Annotated in this window: 13 protein-coding genes and 1 other RNA gene; 10 read left to right on the top strand and 4 right to left on the bottom strand. The window is 70.3% G+C overall.

What is annotated here, in order from left to right; all coding sequences use genetic code 11:
* Positions 1-70 precede the first annotated feature (70 nt).
* The 8 genes from ACE3QP_RS01020 (at position 71) to ACE3QP_RS00985 (ending at position 8,827) form a co-directional block, all read left to right on the top strand.
* Positions 71-1,192, top strand: coding sequence for an AIR synthase related protein (locus tag ACE3QP_RS01020; protein ID WP_374432834.1), 1,122 nt, complete (start codon positions 71-73; stop codon positions 1,190-1,192).
* A 3-nt stretch (positions 1,193-1,195) separates the two neighbouring features.
* The gene (locus ACE3QP_RS01015; protein WP_374432832.1) at positions 1,196-3,286 is read left to right on the top strand and encodes a winged helix-turn-helix domain-containing protein; all 2,091 of its coding nucleotides are present in this window, start codon (positions 1,196-1,198) and stop codon (positions 3,284-3,286) included.
* A gap of 155 nt (positions 3,287-3,441) precedes the next feature.
* Positions 3,442-4,440, top strand: a complete 999-nt coding sequence (locus tag ACE3QP_RS01010; RefSeq protein ID WP_374432830.1) for a Kelch repeat-containing protein — start codon at positions 3,442-3,444, stop codon at positions 4,438-4,440.
* 45 nt (positions 4,441-4,485) lie between these two features.
* Positions 4,486-4,582: signal recognition particle sRNA small type (ffs, locus tag ACE3QP_RS01005), an RNA gene on the top strand.
* A gap of 46 nt (positions 4,583-4,628) precedes the next feature.
* Complete coding sequence (locus ACE3QP_RS01000) at positions 4,629-5,288, top strand: response regulator (protein ID WP_374432828.1); 660 nt, start codon at positions 4,629-4,631, stop codon at positions 5,286-5,288.
* Positions 5,285-6,619: a sensor histidine kinase gene (locus tag ACE3QP_RS00995; RefSeq protein ID WP_374432827.1), complete on the top strand. Its 1,335-nt coding sequence runs from the start codon at positions 5,285-5,287 to the stop codon at positions 6,617-6,619. The genes ACE3QP_RS01000 and ACE3QP_RS00995 overlap by 4 nt, the downstream gene beginning before the upstream one ends.
* Positions 6,620-6,680: 61 nt before the next feature.
* Positions 6,681-7,856, top strand: a complete 1,176-nt coding sequence (locus ACE3QP_RS00990; protein ID WP_374432825.1) for a serine hydrolase domain-containing protein — start codon at positions 6,681-6,683, stop codon at positions 7,854-7,856.
* Positions 7,857-7,966: 110 nt separating this feature from the next.
* A complete protein-coding gene (locus tag ACE3QP_RS00985) occupies positions 7,967-8,827 on the top strand; it encodes a DoxX family protein (RefSeq protein ID WP_374432824.1) in 861 nt (286 codons plus the stop codon).
* On the opposite strand, the gene ACE3QP_RS00980 is transcribed toward ACE3QP_RS00985, so the two are convergent.
* The 4 genes from ACE3QP_RS00980 to ACE3QP_RS00965 all read right to left on the bottom strand — a co-directional run bounded on the left by ACE3QP_RS00980 (position 8,768) and on the right by ACE3QP_RS00965 (position 17,544).
* Positions 8,768-11,137, bottom strand: a complete 2,370-nt coding sequence (locus tag ACE3QP_RS00980) for an HDOD domain-containing protein (RefSeq protein WP_374432822.1) — start codon at positions 11,135-11,137, stop codon at positions 8,768-8,770. The genes ACE3QP_RS00985 and ACE3QP_RS00980 overlap by 60 nt on opposite strands.
* A gap of 78 nt (positions 11,138-11,215) precedes the next feature.
* The gene (locus ACE3QP_RS00975; RefSeq protein WP_374432821.1) at positions 11,216-12,922 is read right to left on the bottom strand and encodes an HDOD domain-containing protein; all 1,707 of its coding nucleotides are present in this window, start codon (positions 12,920-12,922) and stop codon (positions 11,216-11,218) included.
* Between the two features lie 288 nt (positions 12,923-13,210).
* Positions 13,211-17,101, bottom strand: coding sequence for an ATP-dependent RNA helicase HrpA (gene hrpA / locus ACE3QP_RS00970; RefSeq protein ID WP_374432819.1), 3,891 nt, complete (start codon positions 17,099-17,101; stop codon positions 13,211-13,213).
* A gap of 41 nt (positions 17,102-17,142) precedes the next feature.
* Complete coding sequence (locus ACE3QP_RS00965; protein WP_374432817.1) at positions 17,143-17,544, bottom strand: VOC family protein; 402 nt, start codon at positions 17,542-17,544, stop codon at positions 17,143-17,145.
* A gap of 134 nt (positions 17,545-17,678) precedes the next feature.
* Here ACE3QP_RS00965 and argA point away from each other — a divergent pair, with 134 nt between their 5' ends.
* Both argA and ACE3QP_RS00955 read left to right on the top strand, forming a co-directional pair.
* Positions 17,679-19,019: an amino-acid N-acetyltransferase gene (argA, locus tag ACE3QP_RS00960; RefSeq protein ID WP_198111445.1), complete on the top strand. Its 1,341-nt coding sequence runs from the start codon at positions 17,679-17,681 to the stop codon at positions 19,017-19,019.
* 51 nt (positions 19,020-19,070) lie between these two features.
* A complete protein-coding gene (locus ACE3QP_RS00955; protein ID WP_374432815.1) occupies positions 19,071-19,349 on the top strand; it encodes an oxidative damage protection protein in 279 nt (92 codons plus the stop codon).
* The last annotated feature ends 11 nt before the right edge of the window (positions 19,350-19,360 follow it).

The following is a 19,360-nucleotide window of genomic DNA, read 5'->3' as shown; positions in this document are numbered from 1 at the left end:
ACCGGGCCGGCAAACCCTGGCTCGGCAGGAGCGCCGGCTGAGCCAGGCCGGGCTGAGACAATCCCGCGCCATGAGCACGTCCACCCCCGCCAACACCCCCCTCACCTACGACCAGGCCGGCGTCAACTACGACCTGATCGACCCCCTGAAGGTCAGCGCCCAGCGCGCCGCCGCCAGCACCGCCACCCAGCTGGGCGTGCACGGCTTCAACGAGGTGAAGGCCTCGCGGGGTGAATCGGCCTATGTGGTGGACGTGGGGCCGTTCTACATGGCCTCGATCGTCGAATGCCTGGGCACCAAGACCCTGGTGGCCGACGAGATGGCCCAGCTGACCGGCCAGAGCTTCTACGGCGCGATTGCGCAAGACACCATCGCCATGGCGGTGAACGACCTCATCACCGTCGGCGCCACGCCCCTGGTGGTGCAGGCCTACTGGGCCGCCGGCGGCTCCGACTGGTTTGGCAACGCCCCGCGTGCCCAAGCCCTGGTGGCCGGCTGGAAAGCCGCCTGCGAAACCTGCGGCGTGGCCTGGGGCGGTGGCGAGACGCCGGCGCTGGCCGGCATCGTCGAGAACGACCGCATCGACCTGGCGGCCTCCTGCACCGGCCTGATCAACCCGAAGTCGCGCCTGTCGGTCGGCGACCAGCTCGCCCCCGGCGACGCCATCGTGCTGCTGGCCGCCAGCGGCATCCATGCCAACGGCCTGAGCCTGGCCCGCAAGCTGGCCGAGCGCCTGGAGAACGGCTACCTGACCGAGATCGAGCCCGGCCTGAGCTACGGCGCCGCCTTGCTGGCGCCCACGCCGCTGTATTCGCCCGTCACCGAAGCGCTCTACAAGAGTGGCCTGACCGTGCACTACAGCGCCAACATCACCGGCCACGGCTGGCGCAAGCTGCTGCGCCACCCGGGTGAGCTGACCTACCGCATCAAAACCGTCCCCCCGGTGCCCGCCGTGCTGCGCTTCATGCAGAAGGAATGCCACCTGGACGACCGCGAGGCCTACTCCACGCTGAACATGGGCGCCGGCTTCGCCCTCTTCGTGCCGCCCGAGCAGGCCGCCGAGGTGGTCAAGGTGGCCCAGGGCTGCGGCATCCAGGCCTGGCATGCCGGCCAAGTCGAGGCCGGCCCGAAGCGCCTGTTCATCGAGCCGCTGGGCATCGAGTTCTCGGACGCGGATCTGCAGCTGCGCTAAGCCGTGGCGCCGCTGCTGCGGATCGGCGACTGGACGGTTGACGGCAGCGCCAACGAGCTCTGGCAGGAGGGCAGCGAGCGCCGCCCGCTGCGCCACAAGGCCATGGCCACCCTGCTGCTGCTGGCCGAAACGCCCGGCCAGGTGGTGGCGCGCGAGACCCTGATCGAGCGCGTCTGGGGTGGCAACGCCTTCGTGGCCCAGAAGGCCATCAACACGGCCATCTGGACGATCCGCCAGGCCCTGGGCGACGACCCGGAGGCGCCGCGCTATGTCGAGACCATCGCCAAGAAGGGCTACCGGCTGATTGCGCCGGTGCAGATGCTGGCGCGGGCGCCGACCGCTCCCGCTGCAGCCGCGGTCACAGCCTCATCTCCGGCGCCCAGCAGCCCCAAGCGGCCCTGGCTGACCGCCGCCTGGGTGCTGCTGGGGCTGAGCGGCCTGCTGGGCGGCCTGGCCTGGCAGGCACGCCAAGCGGCACCCGCCCCCGCCCTGCAAAGCCGCTGGCTGACGCAACTGCCCGGCGTCGAGTTCCTCGGCCAGCATTCGCCCGATGGCCGCTGGCTGGCCTTTGCCTGGTGGCAGGGCCAGGGCGATGCGGCCCTGGTGCTGCGCAGTGCCAAAGGGCGCGAGCCGCCTCAGGTGCTGGCGGATGCCCACGGGGATGTGCACGGCCTGGCCTGGCTGGAGGGCGGCCGGGCGCTGGCCTTCACCGCACTGAAAGAGGGCCGCTGCCAGCTCTGGCGCGTGGACCTGGAACCCGCAGCCCCGCCCCGCCCATTGGCCGAATGCCAGCCCCTGTTCACCCCCATCCTGGCCGCCAGAGACGATGGCCGCACCCTGGTGTTCACCGCCCCGGGCGAGGGCCGGCCCGGTCTGTTTGCCCTGCAATCCGATGGCAGCGGCCTGCGCCGCCTCACCACCGCCCCCGACCCCCTGCTGCCCGATCACCAGCCCGCTTTCGCCCCCGATGGCCGCCGCCTGGCCTTTGCGCGCAGCCAGCCCGGCGCGGGCACGCGCGATCTGTTCGAGCTGGATTTGGCCAGCGGCCAGGAGCGCCGCCTCACGCAGCAGGGCTTCACCAGCCTGCACGGCCTGGCCTACACGGCCCAGGGCGAGGACCTGATCCTTTCCACCACCCAGCTGGAAGTGCGCATGCTGCAGCGCTGGCAGCGCCGCAGCGGGCAGCTGCAGCCGCTGGGGCAGGAAGGCAGTGCGCCGATGCGCGAACGCGATGGCCGGCTCACTGTGGCGGTGCTGCGCGGCAGCGTAGGTCTGGCGCAGTGGACCCTGGGCGCGGCCGGGCTGCAGGTGCTGGCGCCGGCCCTGGGCTCGCGCCGCCATCCGGCCCTGCACGAGGGGCCGGGCGGCGACGCCCTGGCCTTCGTGGCGCGCGGCAGCCCGGGCTTCAGCCAGCTCTGGGTGGCCGCGCCGGCCCTGGCCGACCCGCAGGAGCGCCTGCAGTTGCCGGGCGAGATTGGCCGGCCCGCCTGGTCGCCCGACGGCCAGCGCCTGGCCTTCTGGGCCCGTTGCGGCGCCGGCGGCCAGCTCGCCCTGTGCGCCTGGCAACGCAGCAGCAGCGCCGTGCAGGTCCTGCTGCAGGACGGCCAGGCCGGCGGCCCGCCGACCTGGCGCGACGCCAACACCCTGGTCTTCAGCCGCCCACAGGCCGGCAGCTGGCGGGCCTGGGCGCTGACACCGGGCCAGGCGCCACAGCCCCTGCCCGGCGCGCCGGCCCTGCACGCCCAGGCCCGGCTGGACCTTGGCCCCGGCGGCGAGTTCTGGGGCCAGGGCGAGGACGGCCTCCTGCGCTGGGCGCCAGATGGCGCCGGCACCGAGCGCTGGACGGCACAGGGGCTCGAAACCGGCGAGCGCGTGATCGGCTGGACCCCGCACCCCGAGGCCGGCTTGTGGCTGCTGAGCCGTGGCCGCTTCGAGCGCCTGCTGCACCAGCGCCGGCCCGAAGCAGCGGCGCAAGAGCTGGCGCGCTGGCCGCTGGGCACGCTGGCCGAGTTCCCCAGCCTCAGCGCCGGCCCTGGCCGGCTCGTGCTGGAGCGCTCCGGCGGTGCCCAGGGGGACCTGCTGGAACTCCGCTAAAGCATTGATTCAAGAGAAGAAATTTCTTTTTGACGGAAAGCGGAGCGCGATTGGAGGCTGAGTGTCTTGTGGGCTGAAAGGGGGGCGGCGCCAATGCGCGCTCCGGCCCAGCCTGGGCCCCGACACTCACGGAGTTCCCCCCGATGCGCACCACGATGCCCAGCCTCCTTGCCACCCTGTGCCTGCTTGCCGCCTGCGGTGGTGGCGGCAGCAGCCCGGCTCCTGCCCCGGCACCCGCACCCGCACCGACCCCGGCACCCGCGCCAGCACCTGCACCGGCGGGCTGGACCCGCCTGGCCGACCTGCCCGCCGGCGTGGCCAAGTTCGGCCTGGCGGCCGTCAACGGCAAGCTGATCGTGGCCGGCGGCTACGACACCTCGGCCAGCAGCTACCTCTACGACATCGCCAGCAACAGCTGGTCCACGGGCCCACGCCTGCCGCGCGGCACCGACAACCTGGCGGCCCTGAGCGCGGCCGGCAAGGTCTACGCCCTGGGCGGCGAGGCCAGCAATGCGCTGCAGGTCTATGACCCGGCGGCCAACACCTGGAGCAGCGGCCCGGCCCTGCCGGTGCCACGCTTTGCCGCCGCGGCGGCCGAGCTGAATGGCCGCCTGCACTTGGTGGGCGGCTGGAACCTGAACAACGCCGCCAGCGCCTCGGTCGACAGCCACTCGGCCTTCGACACCACCAGCCAGACTTGGCTGAGCCAGGCCCTGGCACCGCTCAGCCCGGCCCGCAATGCCGCCGCCGCAGCCGTGCTGGATGCCCGGCTGTGCGTGGCCGGCGGCCGCGGCCCCGGCATCCGCGCCACCGACCAGCAGCCGCTGGACCGCCTGGATTGCTACAGCCCGGCCAGCAACAGCTGGGCCGCCGAGCCCGCCCTGCCCACCGCGCGCGGCAGCCTGGCTGCAGCCGTGCTGGGCGGCAAGCTCTACACCTTTGGCGGTGAAACCGCAGCGCGCACGGTCAGTGCCGCTGTGGAGCGCTTCGACCCCGCCACGCGCAGCTGGACCCCGCTGCCCGCCATGCCCTACGCCGCCCATGGCCTGGGGGCGGTGGCGGTGGGTGATGCGATCTATGTGCTGGGCGGCTTCACGGCAGCCTCAGACGCGGTGGGCAGCGAGTCGCGCCAGGTCTGGCGCTACCAGCCTTGAAGGGGCGGCCGAGGCGGGCCTGCCGCCGCACGTAGAATGCGCGGTGACGGGCCCCCTCGCATGGGAGCGCGCCCAACCGGGTCAGGTGGGGAACCAAGCAGCCCTCAGCGTTGCAACCAGTGCCGAGGTAAGGCTCGTCACCCATCACTTGAAAAGCGGCTGCCCCGGCAGCCGCTTTTTTCATTGCCATGCACATCCTGCTGATCGAAGACGATCTGGATCTCGGCCAGGCCCTGCTGAGCGCCCTGCAGTTGGAGGCCTTCAGCGTGCAATGGCTGCGTCGCGCCGCCGATGCCCCGCCCCAGCTGGATGACCCCGCCTGCAGCGCCGTGCTGCTGGATCTGGGCCTGCCCGATGGCAGCGGCCTGGCCCTGCTGCAGCGCTGGCGCGCGGCACAGAGCCGCACGCCGATCCTCGTCATCACCGCACGCGGCGCGCTGGACGAACGCCTCACCGGCCTGGACGCCGGTGCCGACGATTACCTGGTCAAGCCCTTCGAGATTCCCGAGCTGCTGGCGCGCCTGCGCGCCGTGCTGCGGCGCAGTGCCGCCCAGGCCGGCGAGACCTGGCAGTTCGGCGCCCTGGCCCTGCTGCCGCGGCGCTCGCAAGCCCAGCTGGAGGGCCGGACCCTGGACCTGACGCCGCGCGAGTACCAGCTGCTGCTGGCCCTGGCCGAGGGCGGCGGCGAGGTGGTGGACAAGGCCACCCTGGCACAGCGCCTGGAACCCCTGGGCGAGGCCGTGGACACGGCCGCGCTGCAGGTGCATCTGAGCAATCTGCGCCGCAAGATCGGGGCCGAGCGCATCGGCACGCTGCGCGGCGTGGGCTATTGGCTGGAGTCGCTATGAAACACAGCTTGGGCAAGCGCCTGGTGGGCGCGCTGCTGGTGGCCTATGCACTGATCACCCTGCTGCTGGTGGTCTGGAACTACTGGGAGGCACGCAGCCAGCTGGTGCAGCAGTCACCCGCGCAAATGCTCGGCAGCCTGCTCGCCCGCAGCGTCGAGAAATTGCGTGATGCCGAGAGCGCCTGCGCCGTAGCCCAGGGCTTCGCGGGCGAGCTTGAGCGCATGCGCAAGCTGCAGGGCTATGCCTATGGCGGGGCGGGGGTGCAGCTGCGCGACACCGGGCAGCGTGTCGTCTGCCAGATCGGCCCGCAGCCCGCAGGCGAACTGCCCGAAGGCCTGAGCCAGACCGACATTCGGGGCCAAGCCCATGCCGTCTTCCAGGCCCAAGCCGGGCCCTGGCGGGTGCAGGTGCTGGACCCCTTGATCGGCGATGAGGTGTTGATCATTTGGGTGCTGAGTGAAATCGGCAGCTCGCTGCTGCTGGCCCTGCCGGTGCTGCTGCTGACGCTGTGGCTGGCGGTGCGCACCGGCCTGGCGCCACTGCACCGCTTCACCGCCCGCATCGCCGCACTGGACACCCGCCATGAGCTGGCCGCGCTGAACCTGGACCTGCGGTACACCGAGCTGAAACCCTTAGGCGAGGCCTTCGACGCCCTGCTCAAACGCCTGCGCGAGCAACTGGCACGCGAACGCGCATTGATCCACGACGCCGCCCACGAGCTGCGCACGCCGCTGGCCGCCCTGGGCGCCCAGGCCCATGTGCTGCTCAGCAGCCCGGATGAAGCCGGGCGCCAGCAGGCCGCCCAGGCCCTGCAGCAGGGCCTGGCACGCACGGCCCATCTGTCCCAGCAGCTGCTGGACCTGGCCCGCCTGGACCAGGAACGGCCCACTCAGACCGAAGAGCTGGACCTGGCCGAACTGGCCGCCACCCAGCTACGCCAGGCCCATGCGCAAGCCCGCGCCCGCGGCGTGCAGCTGGCGCTGCAGGCGCCGGACCACCTGCCCTGGAAGGCCGAACGCCTGGCCCTGCAAACCCTGCTGCAGAACCTGCTGGACAACGCGATCCGCTACGGCGCCCGCGAAGTGGAACTGCAGCTCGGCCAGGGCCCCGATGGGCGCCCCTGGCTGGCCGTGGCCGACGATGGCCCCGGCGTGCCGCCCGAGCAGCACCAGAAGATGTTTGACCGCTTCTGGCGCGGCACCCAGACCCTGGAGTCCGGCACCGGCCTGGGCCTGGCCATCGTGGCCCAGGCTCTGCAACGGCTGGGTGCCCAACTGGCCATCTCGACCGGTCTGCTCGGCCGGGGCATCGGCTTTCGGGTGCAGCTTTAGGAATCCTTTAGGGTCGGATTTCAAGAATGCGGGCCTCGTTCACCCGCATTGATTTCCGACCATGTTTGCAGCCTTTCTGCCCCGACGTTCCCTTCTGGCCCTTGGCCTGGCCGCCATCCTCAGCGCCTGCGGCGGTTCCCAGGTTGATGAGATCCGCAACCCCGAGCTGCTGACCGAGACCCAGGCGGCGCGCGACGAGGCCGAGGCCGGCGTCAAGGCCGGGCTGGTGGGTGCCGTGTTCGCCACTCAGGCCGAATCCACCGCCAAGCTCTACCTGGGTGCGGCAGGGCTGCGCAAGCAGGCCGGCGCAAACCTGCAAGGGGATGAAGCCTTCCACCTGGCCTCGATGAGCAAATCCATGACCGCCGCTCTGGCGGCCCAGTGGGTCGAGAAGGGCAAGCTGCGCTGGGACAGCAAGCCCGCCGAACTGCTGCCCGAACTGGCCGCGCAGATGCACCCGGCCTATGCGCAGATCACCCTGGCCCAGCTGCTGAACCACCGCGCCGGCCTGGTACCGCTGGACAGCGCCGAGGGCCTCGAAGACTTCGGTGCCTACCTGGCCAGCCAGACCGCACCGCTGCCGCAAACCGACACCGGCCGCCGCCGCTTCTTGAGCGCTTACCTGCTGAGCCTGCCTCCGGCCGGTCAGCCCGGTCAGGACTTCGTCTACTCCAACGCCGGCTACACCCTGGCCGGCGCCATGCTGGAAGCCGCCACCGGCCAGGACTTCGAGACCCTGCTGCGCGAGTTCACGGCGCCGCTGGGCCTGCACCCGGTCTGGCAGACCCTGTCACCCGTGACGCAGGGCTACGAGGGCGAGGCCCCCGGCAAGCTGCAGCCCTTCACCGGCTTCGGGGCGGAATTGCAGCCCTGGGTGGATGCCATCAAGCCCTCGGGCGACGTCTGGCTCAGCCCGGCCGAGTACGCCCGCTGGCTGGCCGAACACCAGCGCGCGTTGCAGGGCCAGGGCCATGGCCTGCCGGCCAGCTATGTGCAGAACCTGCGCAGCATCCGCCCCGGCGACTACGCCCTGGGCTGGGCCGGCGGCCAGGTCAAGGGCCAGACCGTGCTCTTCCACACCGGCGCCTCGAACGGGTTCATGGGCATGGTGGTGCTGCGCCAGGACGGCCAGCGCGCCCACTTTGCGCTGACCAACACCTTCGGCACCAACGCCGGCCCCAGCGACTGGGTGACGACGATCCTGAACGACAGCCTGGTGCGGCTGGCTTCGCGCTGAGGCGCGCCTCGGCCCCCGGAATCCGTCACCCGTCGCTGGGGCTGGGGCAAACGGAAGACAGCGGCGGGCCGGGCGATTAGGGTGGCGGCCATTTTCAAACTTGCTTTGCCATGCCGCCCCTGCTCCAACGCTTTCCCTTTGTGTCGCTTCCGCTGACGCAACTGCTGTTCCGGCTCAGCCTGGCCGCCGTGTTCTTCGGTCATGCGCTGATGCGGGTGTTGACCCCCGGCTACTTCGCCCAGGCGGGTGAACAGATGGCCGCGCGCGGCTTGCCCTGGGCCTCCGTCTGGCTGATGGCCGCCACCGCCGTGGCCTTGGTGGGCAGCCCCCTGCTGGTGATGAACCAAGGCTTGCGCTGGATCGGCCCGGCCTTTTTGCTCATCACGCTGGGCCGCATGGCCTTCATGGAGCAAGGCTGGTGGGTGGCCGAGCATGGCGATGGCGGGCGCGAGTTCAGCTTTGTGCTGTGCGCCATGTGCCTGTGGGTCAGCGCCATAGGTCTGAAGGCGCAGAGCGGGCGGCTGGCGGCGCTGCTGAGCCCCAACCGCGCCAACTGCGTCCTGCGCTGGGCGCTGGCACTGTTCTTCATGATCCATGCGGCCAGCCGCTTCACCGAGGCCGACTACTTTCGCGGCCTGGGAGCCGGGCTGGAGCAGCTCGGTCTGCCCTTCGGCTTCTACTTTGGCGTGGCCGCCACGGCGCTGGAGCTGACCGGCGGCACCGCGCTGCTCCTGAACCGGGGCGCCCGGTGGGCAGCCCTGGGCCTGTTCGGCATCAGCGCCGTAGGCATCGGGGTGATCCACCTGCGCCTGGGCTGGTTCGTGGGTGAATTTGGCAACGGCGGCGCGGAGTTCAGCCTGGCCCTGTGCGCCGTGTGCCTGCTGGTGGCTGCCTGGGATCGCGAGACTGCTTCAGCTGCCGCTCTGCCGGAACGCCATCACCGCCTGGTTGCGCAGGGTGCGCAGCAGTGACAGTTCCTTCTCATCCAACTGGATGTCGCCGGGCTTCTCGCGGTCGGCATAAATCAGGCCGAAAGGCGCACCCTTGAGCGCCAGCGGCAGCACCAGAAAGCTGCCGGCCTTGAACTTGTCGCGCCACCAGGGCGGCAGGCGCTGGGCGATGTTGGGCTGGGTGGCGTCGCTAATCAGGGTGTCCACGGCCTTGAGGCAGACGGCGCAGAACAGATCCGGCGTCTGTCCGGGGGCCGGCTTGAGCGGCACCTTGAAATGCGGTGCCAGGGCCTCGACGCCCTCGCCCAGGCCGAAGCGGCCGATCAGCTGCTCGGTGCGGGCGTCGCGCATGGCGAACAGCACGCGCTTGAGGCTGAGCGCCCGGAACATGGTCTCCAGGATCATGCGCAGCACGGCGCCAACATCGTTGGACTGCACCATGGCATCGGTGATGTCTTGGATGCCGGCGGCGAGCTGCTGCGAGGCCTGCTCGCGCGGCTGGGAATGGATGTCCGTCACCACCGTGGCCTGCATGACCACGGTGGCCAGCTCGGCGTCCGAACTGGGCTCCGGGGTGACGCTGATCAGGCGCTGGGCGGGCGAATTGCGCTCCACCCGCAGCTCCATCGCGTCGGCCAAGTCAGCCAGCTTCTGCTGTGCCTGGCCACAGGCGCCGGCAAAAGCCTCGGCACCCACGCGCAGCGCGCGCGAGTGGCGCTCGCCCAGCTGCTTGAGGCGCAGCTTGGCCTGGTCGGGCTCGCTGTGCAGGATGACGTCCGCGGCCTCGTTGGCGGCGCGGGCCAGCCAGCGCTGGCGCTCGATGGCCTGCTCGGGCGGGCGCTCCGGCGGGTCGCCCACCGGGCGGCGCATCATGGCCGTCAGGCCATCGGGCAGGCCCCAGCGCTTGGCCACGGCAATGCCCAGTTCCTCGTAGCTGATGCCCAGCACGCGCGCGCTGGCAGTGGCCTCGCTGATCGGCGCCTGCGTGCCCTGGGCCTCGCGCACCAGGCGGCGCACCTGGGAGGCTTCCTCGGCAAAGTAGAACTCGGTCAGCAGGCGGCCGAGGTTCTGGAACAGTGCGCCGAGGAACATCTCCTCGCCCTCGCGGCTGGCGCCACTGAGCTCGCGCGCCAGGCTGCCGGCCATCAGGCTGCGCAGGAACTCGGTCTTGAGCTGGGCGGCGTGGGCGCGGTCTTGCATGCGCTCCAGCAGCACCAGGCTGAGCGCCAGATTGCGCACGCCGCCAAAGCCCACCAGGGCGACGGCCCGCGACACCGTGCTGATGCTGCCGCCGCCGGCATGGCGGAATTGCGCGGTGTTGACCAGGCGCAGCAGCTTCTTGGTCAGCGCCACGTCCTTGAGGATCTCGTTGGCCAGGCCGGCGAGGCTCTCGTTGTCGGAGTGCGTGAGACGCTGGATACGCTCGATCGAGGCGGTGAGGCCAGGGAAATCGGCCTTGGCGCGCATGCGGCGCAGCAGGAACTCCAGCGCGGCGGCTCCGGCCGGGCCATCGCCACTTTCAGCCGGCGCGTCGGCCGGGCCGTGCAGCCAGGCCATCAGCGCGTCACGCATGGCCGCGGCACTCTCCCAGCGCCGTGCCGGGTCGCGTGCCAGCCCGCGCTGCACGATGGCGCGCAGCGCGTCGTCGGCGTCCGGGTTGTCGATGTGCGGCATCTCCAGGTCTTCGTGCTGGGTGCGGTGCAGGCTGCGCGCCACATCGGCCTCGCCCACCAGGCGGCGGCCGCTCATCAGCTCGGCCAGCATGATGGCGGCGGCAAATACGTCCATGCGCGGCTGCGGCGCCTCGCCACGCGCGGCCTCGGGCGAGATGTAGCCCGGCGTGCCCACCACCTGGGCGGCACTCTGGTCGGTGGCACGGGCCGCGATGCCGAAATCGGTGACGCGCGGCCGGCCCTGGGCGTCGATCAGCACATTGCCGGGCTTGAGGTCGCGGTGCACGATGCCGGCGGCATGGGCAAAGGCCAAGGCGTCCAGCACCTGCACCATGGTCTCCACCGCCTTGCGCGGCGGCTGCGGGCCCTCGCCCAACACACGGCTCAGGGTGCCACCACGCACCAACTCGAACACCAAGGCGGGCTGGCCATCGAAGCGGTCCGCCTCGTAGACGGGCACGATGCCGACATGGTTGAGCCGGCTGACCGCGCGGCCCTCATGCAGCCATTCGTCCACGGCGTCCGGCGTGGCTTCTTCGGTGTTCAACACCTTGAGCGCGACCTCGCGGTCCAGGCGCGGGTCGTGCGCCAGCCAGACGATGGCCTGGGCGCCGCCGCCGAGCTTGCGGATGAGCTTGAAGCGGCCCAGCGTTCTCATATCAGTGGCGCCCGGCCGCCCGAAGCCACTGAGCGCCCCCTTGGGGGGTGGCGAGCGACAGCGAGACTGGGGGCGATTTCATGCCAGGGTGTGCTGCACGGCAGCCTGTGCGGATTCAGGAAAGAGCGCGCGCTGCACGTCGTCCAGGCTCAGGCCGAGGGCCCGGGCATAGCGCCGCGTCACCGCTTCGATGGCCTGGCGGCGCTTGCGGGGCTCGCGCTGCACCAGGCAATCCACCAGCTCGTTGGCCATCGCGCAGCTCAGGCGCAGCTGTTCGATGTCGCCATGCGCATGGTGGATGGGTTGATCGGGCTCCGGGCGACGCGCCATGGCCTGCAGTTCATCACCCAGGCCCCAGTGGCGCAAGGCGGCCAGGCCCAGGTCGTCCAGCTCACACCCCAGCACGGCAAAGGCGGCGGCGCGCTCGCTCATGGGCTGCGGGTTGGGGTGTTCCTCGGTGGGCTCGGGCGGCACTTGCAGGCGTTCGATCTGCTCGCACTCACCGGGCAGGTGGTACTGGGCCAACAGGCGGCCCAGGTTCTGCACCATCGCCACCAGGCGCAGCACTTCGGGGTCGTAGCCGGCCGGGGCCAGGCGGCGCGCCACCTCGGCGGCCTGGTGGGCACGCGCCAGGGCCAGGCGCAGGTTCACCACGCGCTCGGGTGCCAGCAGGCCCGGCCAGGGCCGCAGCGCTTGCGCCGCCGTGGCCAGCTCCTCCAGGCCCAGCAGGCTGATGGCGCGCGCCATGTTCAGCACCGCCGGCTGGCCGGCGCCGCCCTCGCGCCGCTGCGCCAGGTTCACGCGGCGCAGCAGCTCCAGCGTGAGCGCCAGATCCTGCAGCACCAGGCCGGCCAACTCGTCGGCGTGGCGTTGCTCCAGGCCGCCAGCCAGCACCTGGCGCACGGCTTCGGGCCGGGTGACGGGCAGGCCGCCAAAGCGCTTGAGGCGGTCCAGCAGCTGCGCCACCATGCCGCCTTCGGGGTTCTGCACGCGCTCGCGCCATCCTTCCAGGGCGCGTGCAAAGGCTCGCGCCTGCAGGTAGCGATGCGTGGGCTGCGTGGCGGTGCTGCGGTTGACGATGGTGCGCAGCGCCTCGTCCACCGGGTGGGTCCGCTCCCAGCCCAGGCGCACGAACTCGCGCCCATGCGGGGGTAGGCGCATCAGCACCTCGCGGGTGTCAGTGCACTCCAGTGGGGCGCGCCCGCCCAGCAAGCGGTTGGTCAGCAGGCCCAGGCAGAGCACGTCTTCCAACGCCTCGGCCTGGCGGCGCTGGCGGGCCTCGGGGGTGCTCTGCCAACCCGCTCCCAGCAAACCGATGCCCAGCAGAGCCGCGAACCCGTCTTCACCCAGCAGCAGCATGAAGGGCTGCGGGTCACCATGCGAGAGCCCGGCGTCATGCGCCATGGCCAAGCCATCGAGCGCGCGCTCCAGCCAGCGTGCCACTTCCACCGGCGCGGGCTGCTTGTGGCGCGTCAGGCGCTCGGCCACCGTAAGGCCCAGGCTGCGCGGGTAGGCGATGTAGGGCCAGGGGTCGGCGTAGCCGATCTCGGCCGGCGCGGCCAGGCCGGGGTGCTCGACCTTGGCGGCCTGACGGGCGTTTTGCAGCCATTGCTGCGGGTCGGCCGGCTTGACGCGCGGCAGCGCCACCAGCAGTTCCTGGCGGTTGCGGGTGTCCAGCACCTGCCAGAGCATGCAGCGCTCGCTCTTTCCGAGCAGCGCCTTGAGCTCAAAAGGCCCCAGCCGCAGGGGTGCGGGAGACGGGGCGGGAGGATTCGTGGAAACCATTGGGAGCGATTAAACCTGCTGCGCGAGGGGTCAAACCCCCGAAGAAGCGCCAAGACGCGACGCCGATCACAGTGACTTCTCTTCTGAGAGCAGAAACTCGCGCGCCATTCTTTCGAAGAACACACACCACCAAGTGCCACCGCGGAACCGGCTTTGCCGGGCCGCTGGTGACGCCCCCTGGGGGCTGAGGCTGGACACAGACGGCCCAGTGGGCCATCTGTGCCTGCCGAAGGCCAAGGCCACTGGCCTTGGCTGGCCCGTAGGGCGCCGCAGGCGCTTCGGGGGGGGTCAACCCGACATCTGCTGCCAGATCTTGTCCAGGCGTTTGACCGAGACCGGCTGCGGCGTGCGCAGCTCCTGGGCGAACAGGCTGACGCGCAGCTCTTCCAGCTGCCAGCGGAATTCGTCCAGGCGCGCGTCCGGGCTGCCGCGGCGCTCGGCCACACGGCGTTGCCAGCGCTGCTCCAGCGGGCGCAGCTCGGCCAGCAGCCGGCCATCGCGCTCGGAGTCGGCGCGCAGCTTGTCCAAGCGCACTTGCACGGCCTTGAGGTAGCGCGGGAAATGCTGCAGTTGGCCCCAGGGGGTGCGCGGCAGGAATTGCTTGGGCACCAGGCGCTCCAGCTGGGCCTGGATGTCGTCCGCAACCTCCTTGGGGGCGCGGGCGTCCTTGAGCTTGCGCTGGGTGGCCTGGAACTCGGCCAGCACGGTGCCCGCCAGGCGCAGCACCTCCTGGGCTATCAGCACCAGGCGCGGGCGCCCTTCGGCCAGCCGGGCATGAAAGGTCTCGGCCGTGGTGGGCAGGGGCTCGGCCAGGAAGGCGCGCTCCAGCGCCAGGTTCAGCACCTGGGCGCGCAGTTCTTCCACCGTGCCCAGGGCCATGAAGGCCACACCCAGGCGCTGCAGATCGGGGCCAAGGTTCTTTTCCAGGCCCTTGAGCGGCTCCTTGAGCTGCAGGGCGAAGAGGCGCAGCAGGCCGGCGCGGTGCAGGGCCTGGGCGGCCTCGGGTTCGTCGAACACCTCGATTTCGACATGCGCGCCCTTGTCGATCAGGGCCGGGAAGCCGATCAGGCTCTGGCCGCCCTTGCGGATCTCCAGCAGCTCGGGCAGCTCGCCAAAGCTCCAGTCGGTATGGCGCTGCGCCGCCTCCACGGCCGGCGCGGCGGCTGCTGCGGCGCCGGTCTTGGCCTTGGGCGCTTCTTCCGCTGGCGCGGCCGCGGGCGCCAGCTTCAGCGCCGCCAGGGCCTGGAAGCTGGAGCGCGCCAGGCCGCCAAACTCGGCCTTCAGCGCCGCCAGGTTGCGCCCCATGCCGAGCTGGCGGCCATGCTCGTCCACGATGCGCAGGTTCATGAACAGGTGCGGGCTGAGCAGTTCGAGCTTGAAGTCGGCGCGGGTCAGCGGCAGACCGGTCTTGGTCTTGACGGCGGCGAGCAGGGTGTCGATCAGCGAGCCCTCGCCAAAGGGCGTGGCGGCAACGAACTCGGCCACGAAGGCCGGCACCGGCGCCAGGCGGGCACGCGGCTTTTGCGGCAGGGCCTTGATGAGCGCGGTGACTTTGGCCTCCAGTAGCCCCGGCACGAGCCACTCGCAGGCCGCCTCACTCACCGGGTTCAGCGCAAAAACCGGCACCGTGACGGTGAGGCCGTCGCGCGCGTCGCCGGGCTCGTGCAGGTAGTCGCAGCGGCAGTCCACGCCGCCCACACGCAGCATCTTCGGGAAGGCCTGGCTGGTGACGCCGGCGGCCTCGTGGCGCATCAGCTCCTCGCGGCTGAAGTGCAGCAGCTTCGGCTCGGCCTTGCTGGCCTGGCGGTACCAGCGCTCCAAAGAAGCGGTGGAACACACCTCGGCGGGGATGTGGGCGTCGTAAAAAAGCTGGATCAGCTCGTCATCCACCAGCACGTCCTGGCGGCGGCTCTTGTGCTCGATCTTCTCGACCTCGGCAATGCGCTTGGCGTTGTGCGCAAGGAAGGGCAGGTTCGATTCGATCTCGCCGCCCACCAGGGCCTCGCGGATGAAGATCTCGCGCGCCTTCACCGGGTCGATGCGGCCAAAGTTCACCCGCTTGCCCTGGTACAGGGTCAGGCCGTAAAGCGTGCCGCGCTCCAGCGCCACCACCTCGCCGGCCTTCTTTTCCCAATGCGGCTCGGCCTGATGGGTCTTCAGCAAATGGCCGCATTGCGCCAGCACCCAGGCCGGGTCAATGCTCGCCAGGCCCCGGCCCCACAGGCGCGAGGTCTCGACCAGCTCGGCCGCCAGCACCCAGCGGCCGGGCTTCTTACTCAGGTGCGCGCCCGGCCAGGGCCAGAACTTGATGCCGCGCGCGCCGTTGTAGGCATTCGTGTCCTCGGTCTCGCTCTTCAGGCCGATGTTGCCCAGCAGGCCGGCCAGCAGCGCGCGGTGCAGCTGCTCGTACGTGGCCTCGCTCTCGTTCAGGCGCCAGCCCTGCTCGGCCACCACGCCATGCAGCTGCTGGTGGATGTCGCGCCACTCGCGCACCTTGCGGGGGTTGATGAAGTGCTCGCGCAGCTTCGCCTCGTACTTGCGGTGGCTGAGCTTGTGCTCGCCCTCCCCGCCCCGCGCGGCCTCCAGCCATTTCCACAGCTTGAGCAGGCCGCTGAACTCGCTCTTCTCGTCGTCAAAGGGCTTGTGCTTGGCATCGGCCTGCTGTTGCTGCTCGGGCGGGCGGTCGCGCACGTCCTGGCTGCTGAGGCTCGACGCAATCACCAGCATCTCGCTCAAGGCCTGCTGGTCGCGCGCGGCCAGCAACATGCGGCCCACGCGCGGGTCCAGCGGCAGCTTGGCGAGCTGCTTGCCGATGTCGGTGAGCTCGTTGGCTTCGTCGACCGCACCCAGTTCGGCCAGCAGCTGGTAGCCATCGGCAATCGCCTTGCCGGGTGGGGCTTCGAGGAAGGGGAAGTCCTCGACGGCACCCAGACCCAAGCTCTTCATGCGCAGGATCACCCCTGCCAGGCTGGAGCGCAGAATCTCCGGGTCGGTGAAGCGCGGGCGCTGGGCAAAGTCCTGCTCGTCATACAGGCGCACGCAGATGCCGTTGCTCACGCGGCCGCAGCGGCCGGCGCGCTGGTTGGCAGCGGCCTGGCTGATCGGCTCGATCTGCAGCTGCTCGACCTTGTTGCGGTAGCTGTAGCGCTTGACCCGCGCCGTGCCGGCGTCAATGACGAAGCGGATGCCCGGCACCGTCAGCGAGGTTTCGGCCACATTGGTGGCCAGGACGATGCGCGGCGCACCGTGCGGCTGGAAGATCTTGTCCTGGTCCTGCGGGGAAAGGCGCGCGAACAGCGGCAGCACGTCCACGCCGGGCGGGTGGTGGGCACGCAGGGCTTCGGCCACCTCGCGGATCTCACGCTCGCCGGGCAGGAAGACCAGGCAATCGCCCGGTCCGCTGCGCCAGAGCTCGTCCACCGCATCGCGAATGGCATCGGCCAGGCCGTAGTCCTTCTTCTCCTCGAAGGGGCGCCAGCGCTGCTCCACCGGGAACAGGCGGCCGCTGACCTGGATCACCGGCGCCGGCCCCTTGCGCGAGGCGAAGTGATTGGCAAAGCGCTCGGCGTCGATGGTCGCCGAGGTGACGACGAGCTTCAGATCCGGCCGGCGCGGCAGGATGTTCTTCAGGTAGCCGAGCAGGAAATCGATGTTGAGGCTGCGCTCGTGGGCCTCGTCAATGATCAGCGTGTCGTAGCGCTTGAGCAGCGGGTCGGTCTGCGTTTCGGCCAGCAAGATGCCGTCGGTCATCAGCTTGACCGAGGCGCCGGGGGTGAGCCGGTCGTTGAAGCGGATCTTGTAGCCCACCACCTCGCCCAGGGGCGAGTTCAGCTCTTCGGCAATGCGCTTGGCCACGCTGGTCGCCGCCAGGCGGCGTGGTTGGGTGTGGCCGATCAGCCGGCCCCCATTGCCCGTGCCGCGACCCAGGGCCAGGGCGATCTTGGGCAGCTGCGTGGTCTTGCCCGAGCCGGTTTCGCCGCAGACGATGACCACCTGGTGAGCCTTGAGCGCGGCGGCGATCTCCTCGCGCCGCGCACTGACGGGCAGCGACTCGGGAAAGGTGATCGGCGGCAGCGGCTTGGGCTCGGGCCGTGCTGCGACAGGCGGCTGGGACGGCTTCGGCGGGCGAATAGAAACAGCCGGCGGATCGCGCCGGCTGTTTGGCTTGGCTTCATTCATGGCGGGCGCATTGTCCCGCGAGGCCGGGGCCCTGCTGCGGCTCAGCCCTTGGGGAAGTAGGCGATCACCTGGAACACCGCGCCCTGCGGGTCCTGTAGCACCGCCATGCGGCCGACGGTCGGCACGTCAAAGGGGCCGGCCAGGCAGTTCGCACCCAGGCCCTTGGCCTTGCTCACCGTGGCATCGCAGTCGGCCACGGTGATGTAGACACCCCAGCAGGGAGGCATGCCGGGCGGGGCATCGGGCGGCATGGCCATCACGCCGGCCACGCTGGTCTCGCCCAGCTTGACGATGTGGTACGGGCCGGTGCCCATGTCCATGTTCTCGAAGCGCCAGCCGAACAGGCCGCCATAGAACTCGGTGGCGGACTTGGGGTCCGTGGTGCTCAGCTCGCTCCAGCTGAAGGCGCCAGGGGTCGCATAGATGTCCGTGAAGTCCTTCATCGCGCGCTCCTCCGGGGATGGATTGGGGCGGCCATGCTCGCAGCTCGGCTGCGCCGGCGCCACCACCATTCGTCATGCCCAGGCCCTGCCGCACAATCTTGGGCTCTGCAGAATTCTCCTGATCGGCCCGGCCCATGAGCCTCGTATTCCCGCACACCTTCGTGCCCTGGTTCCGTGCCGTGGCGCCCTACATCCACGCCTACCGCGGCGAGACCTTTGTCGTCGGCATGGCCGGCGAACTGATCGCCGCGGGCAAGCTCTCGGTCTTCGCTCAGGATCTGGCGCTGATGCACGCCATGGGCATCCGCATCGTGCTGGTGCATGGCTTCCGCCCCCAGGTGGACGAGCAGCTGCGCCTGAAGAACCACCCGGCCCGCCACCACCGCGGCCAGCGCATCACCGATGCCGTGGCACTCGACTGCGCCCAGGAGGCCGCCGGCCAACTGCGCTTCGAGATCGAGGCCGCCTTCAGCCAAGGCCTGCCCAATACGCCGATGGCCAACGCCACGCTGCGAGTGGTCAGCGGCAACTTCCTGACCGCCAAGCCGATCGGCATCATCGACGGCATCGACCACGAGCACAGCGGCTACGTGCGCCGCGCCGATGGCGTGGCCATCCAGCGCGCGCTGGATTCCGGCGCGATCGTGCTGCTCTCACCCTTTGGCTTCTCACCCACCGGCGAGGCCTTCAATCTGACGATGGAAGACGTGGCCACCGCCACCGCCATCGCGCTGCAGGCCGACAAGCTGATCTTCATGACCGAGACGCCCGGCGTGCACGAGGTGCCGGACGACCCGAGCAGCGCCATCGACACCGAATTGGCCGTGGCCGAAGCCGAACGCCTGCTGGCGCGCTGGCCTGAACCCGAGCAACCCACCGACCCCGGCTTCTACCTGCGCCACTGCGTCAAGGCCTGCCGCGCCGGCGTGGACCGCTCGCACATCCTGCCCTTTGCGGTGGACGGCGCCCTGCTGCAGGAGGTGTACACGCACGACGGCATCGGCACCATGGTGGTGGACGAAAAGCTGGAAAGCCTGCGCGAGGCCAGCAGCGACGATGTGTCCTCCATCATTGCCCTGATCGAACCCTTCGAGCGCGAAGGCGTGCTGGTCAAGCGGGATCGCACCGAAATCGAGCGCGATGTCGAGCTTTACACCGTGATCGAGCACGATGGCGTCATCTTTGGCTGCGCAGCCCTCTACCCCTACGTGGAAGCGGGCACCGCCGAAATGGCCGCGCTGACGGTGAGCCCGCAGTCCCAATCCCAGGGCGACGGGGAGCGCCTGCTCAAACGCATCGAGCAGCGCGCCAAGGCCCAGGGACTGAAATCCATCTTCGTACTGACCACCCGCACCATGCACTGGTTCATCAAGCGCGGTTTCGTGCAGGTGGACCCAGACTGGCTGCCCGAGGAGCGCAAGCGCAAGTACAACTGGGACCGGCGCTCGCAAGTCCTTGTCAAACAACTGGGCTGAGCGGCACCGCTACAGTCCCGCCCCGAATTCACGTTCCCCGGAGTTGCCGCCATGGCCCGCACTGTTCAATGCGCTTACCTGAAGAAAGAGGCCGAAGGCCTGGACTTTCCGCCCTACCCTGCCCATACCCCGCTGGGTCAGCGCATCTGGAACGAGGTCAGCAAGGAAGCCTGGACCGCCTGGATCAAGCACCAGACCATGCTGGTGAATGAGAACCGCCTGAACCTGGCCGACCAGCGCGCCCGCCAATACCTGGCCCGCCAGATGGAACAGTTCTTCTTCGGCGGCGGAGCCGACGCGCCGGCGGGCTTCGTTCCGCCGGCGGCCTGAGGCGATTTGCG

It is taken from the genome of Inhella sp. (assembly GCF_041912635.1).
Classification (GTDB): domain Bacteria; phylum Pseudomonadota; class Gammaproteobacteria; order Burkholderiales; family Burkholderiaceae_C; genus Inhella.
This window is presented reverse-complemented; position numbering and strand designations above follow the sequence as displayed.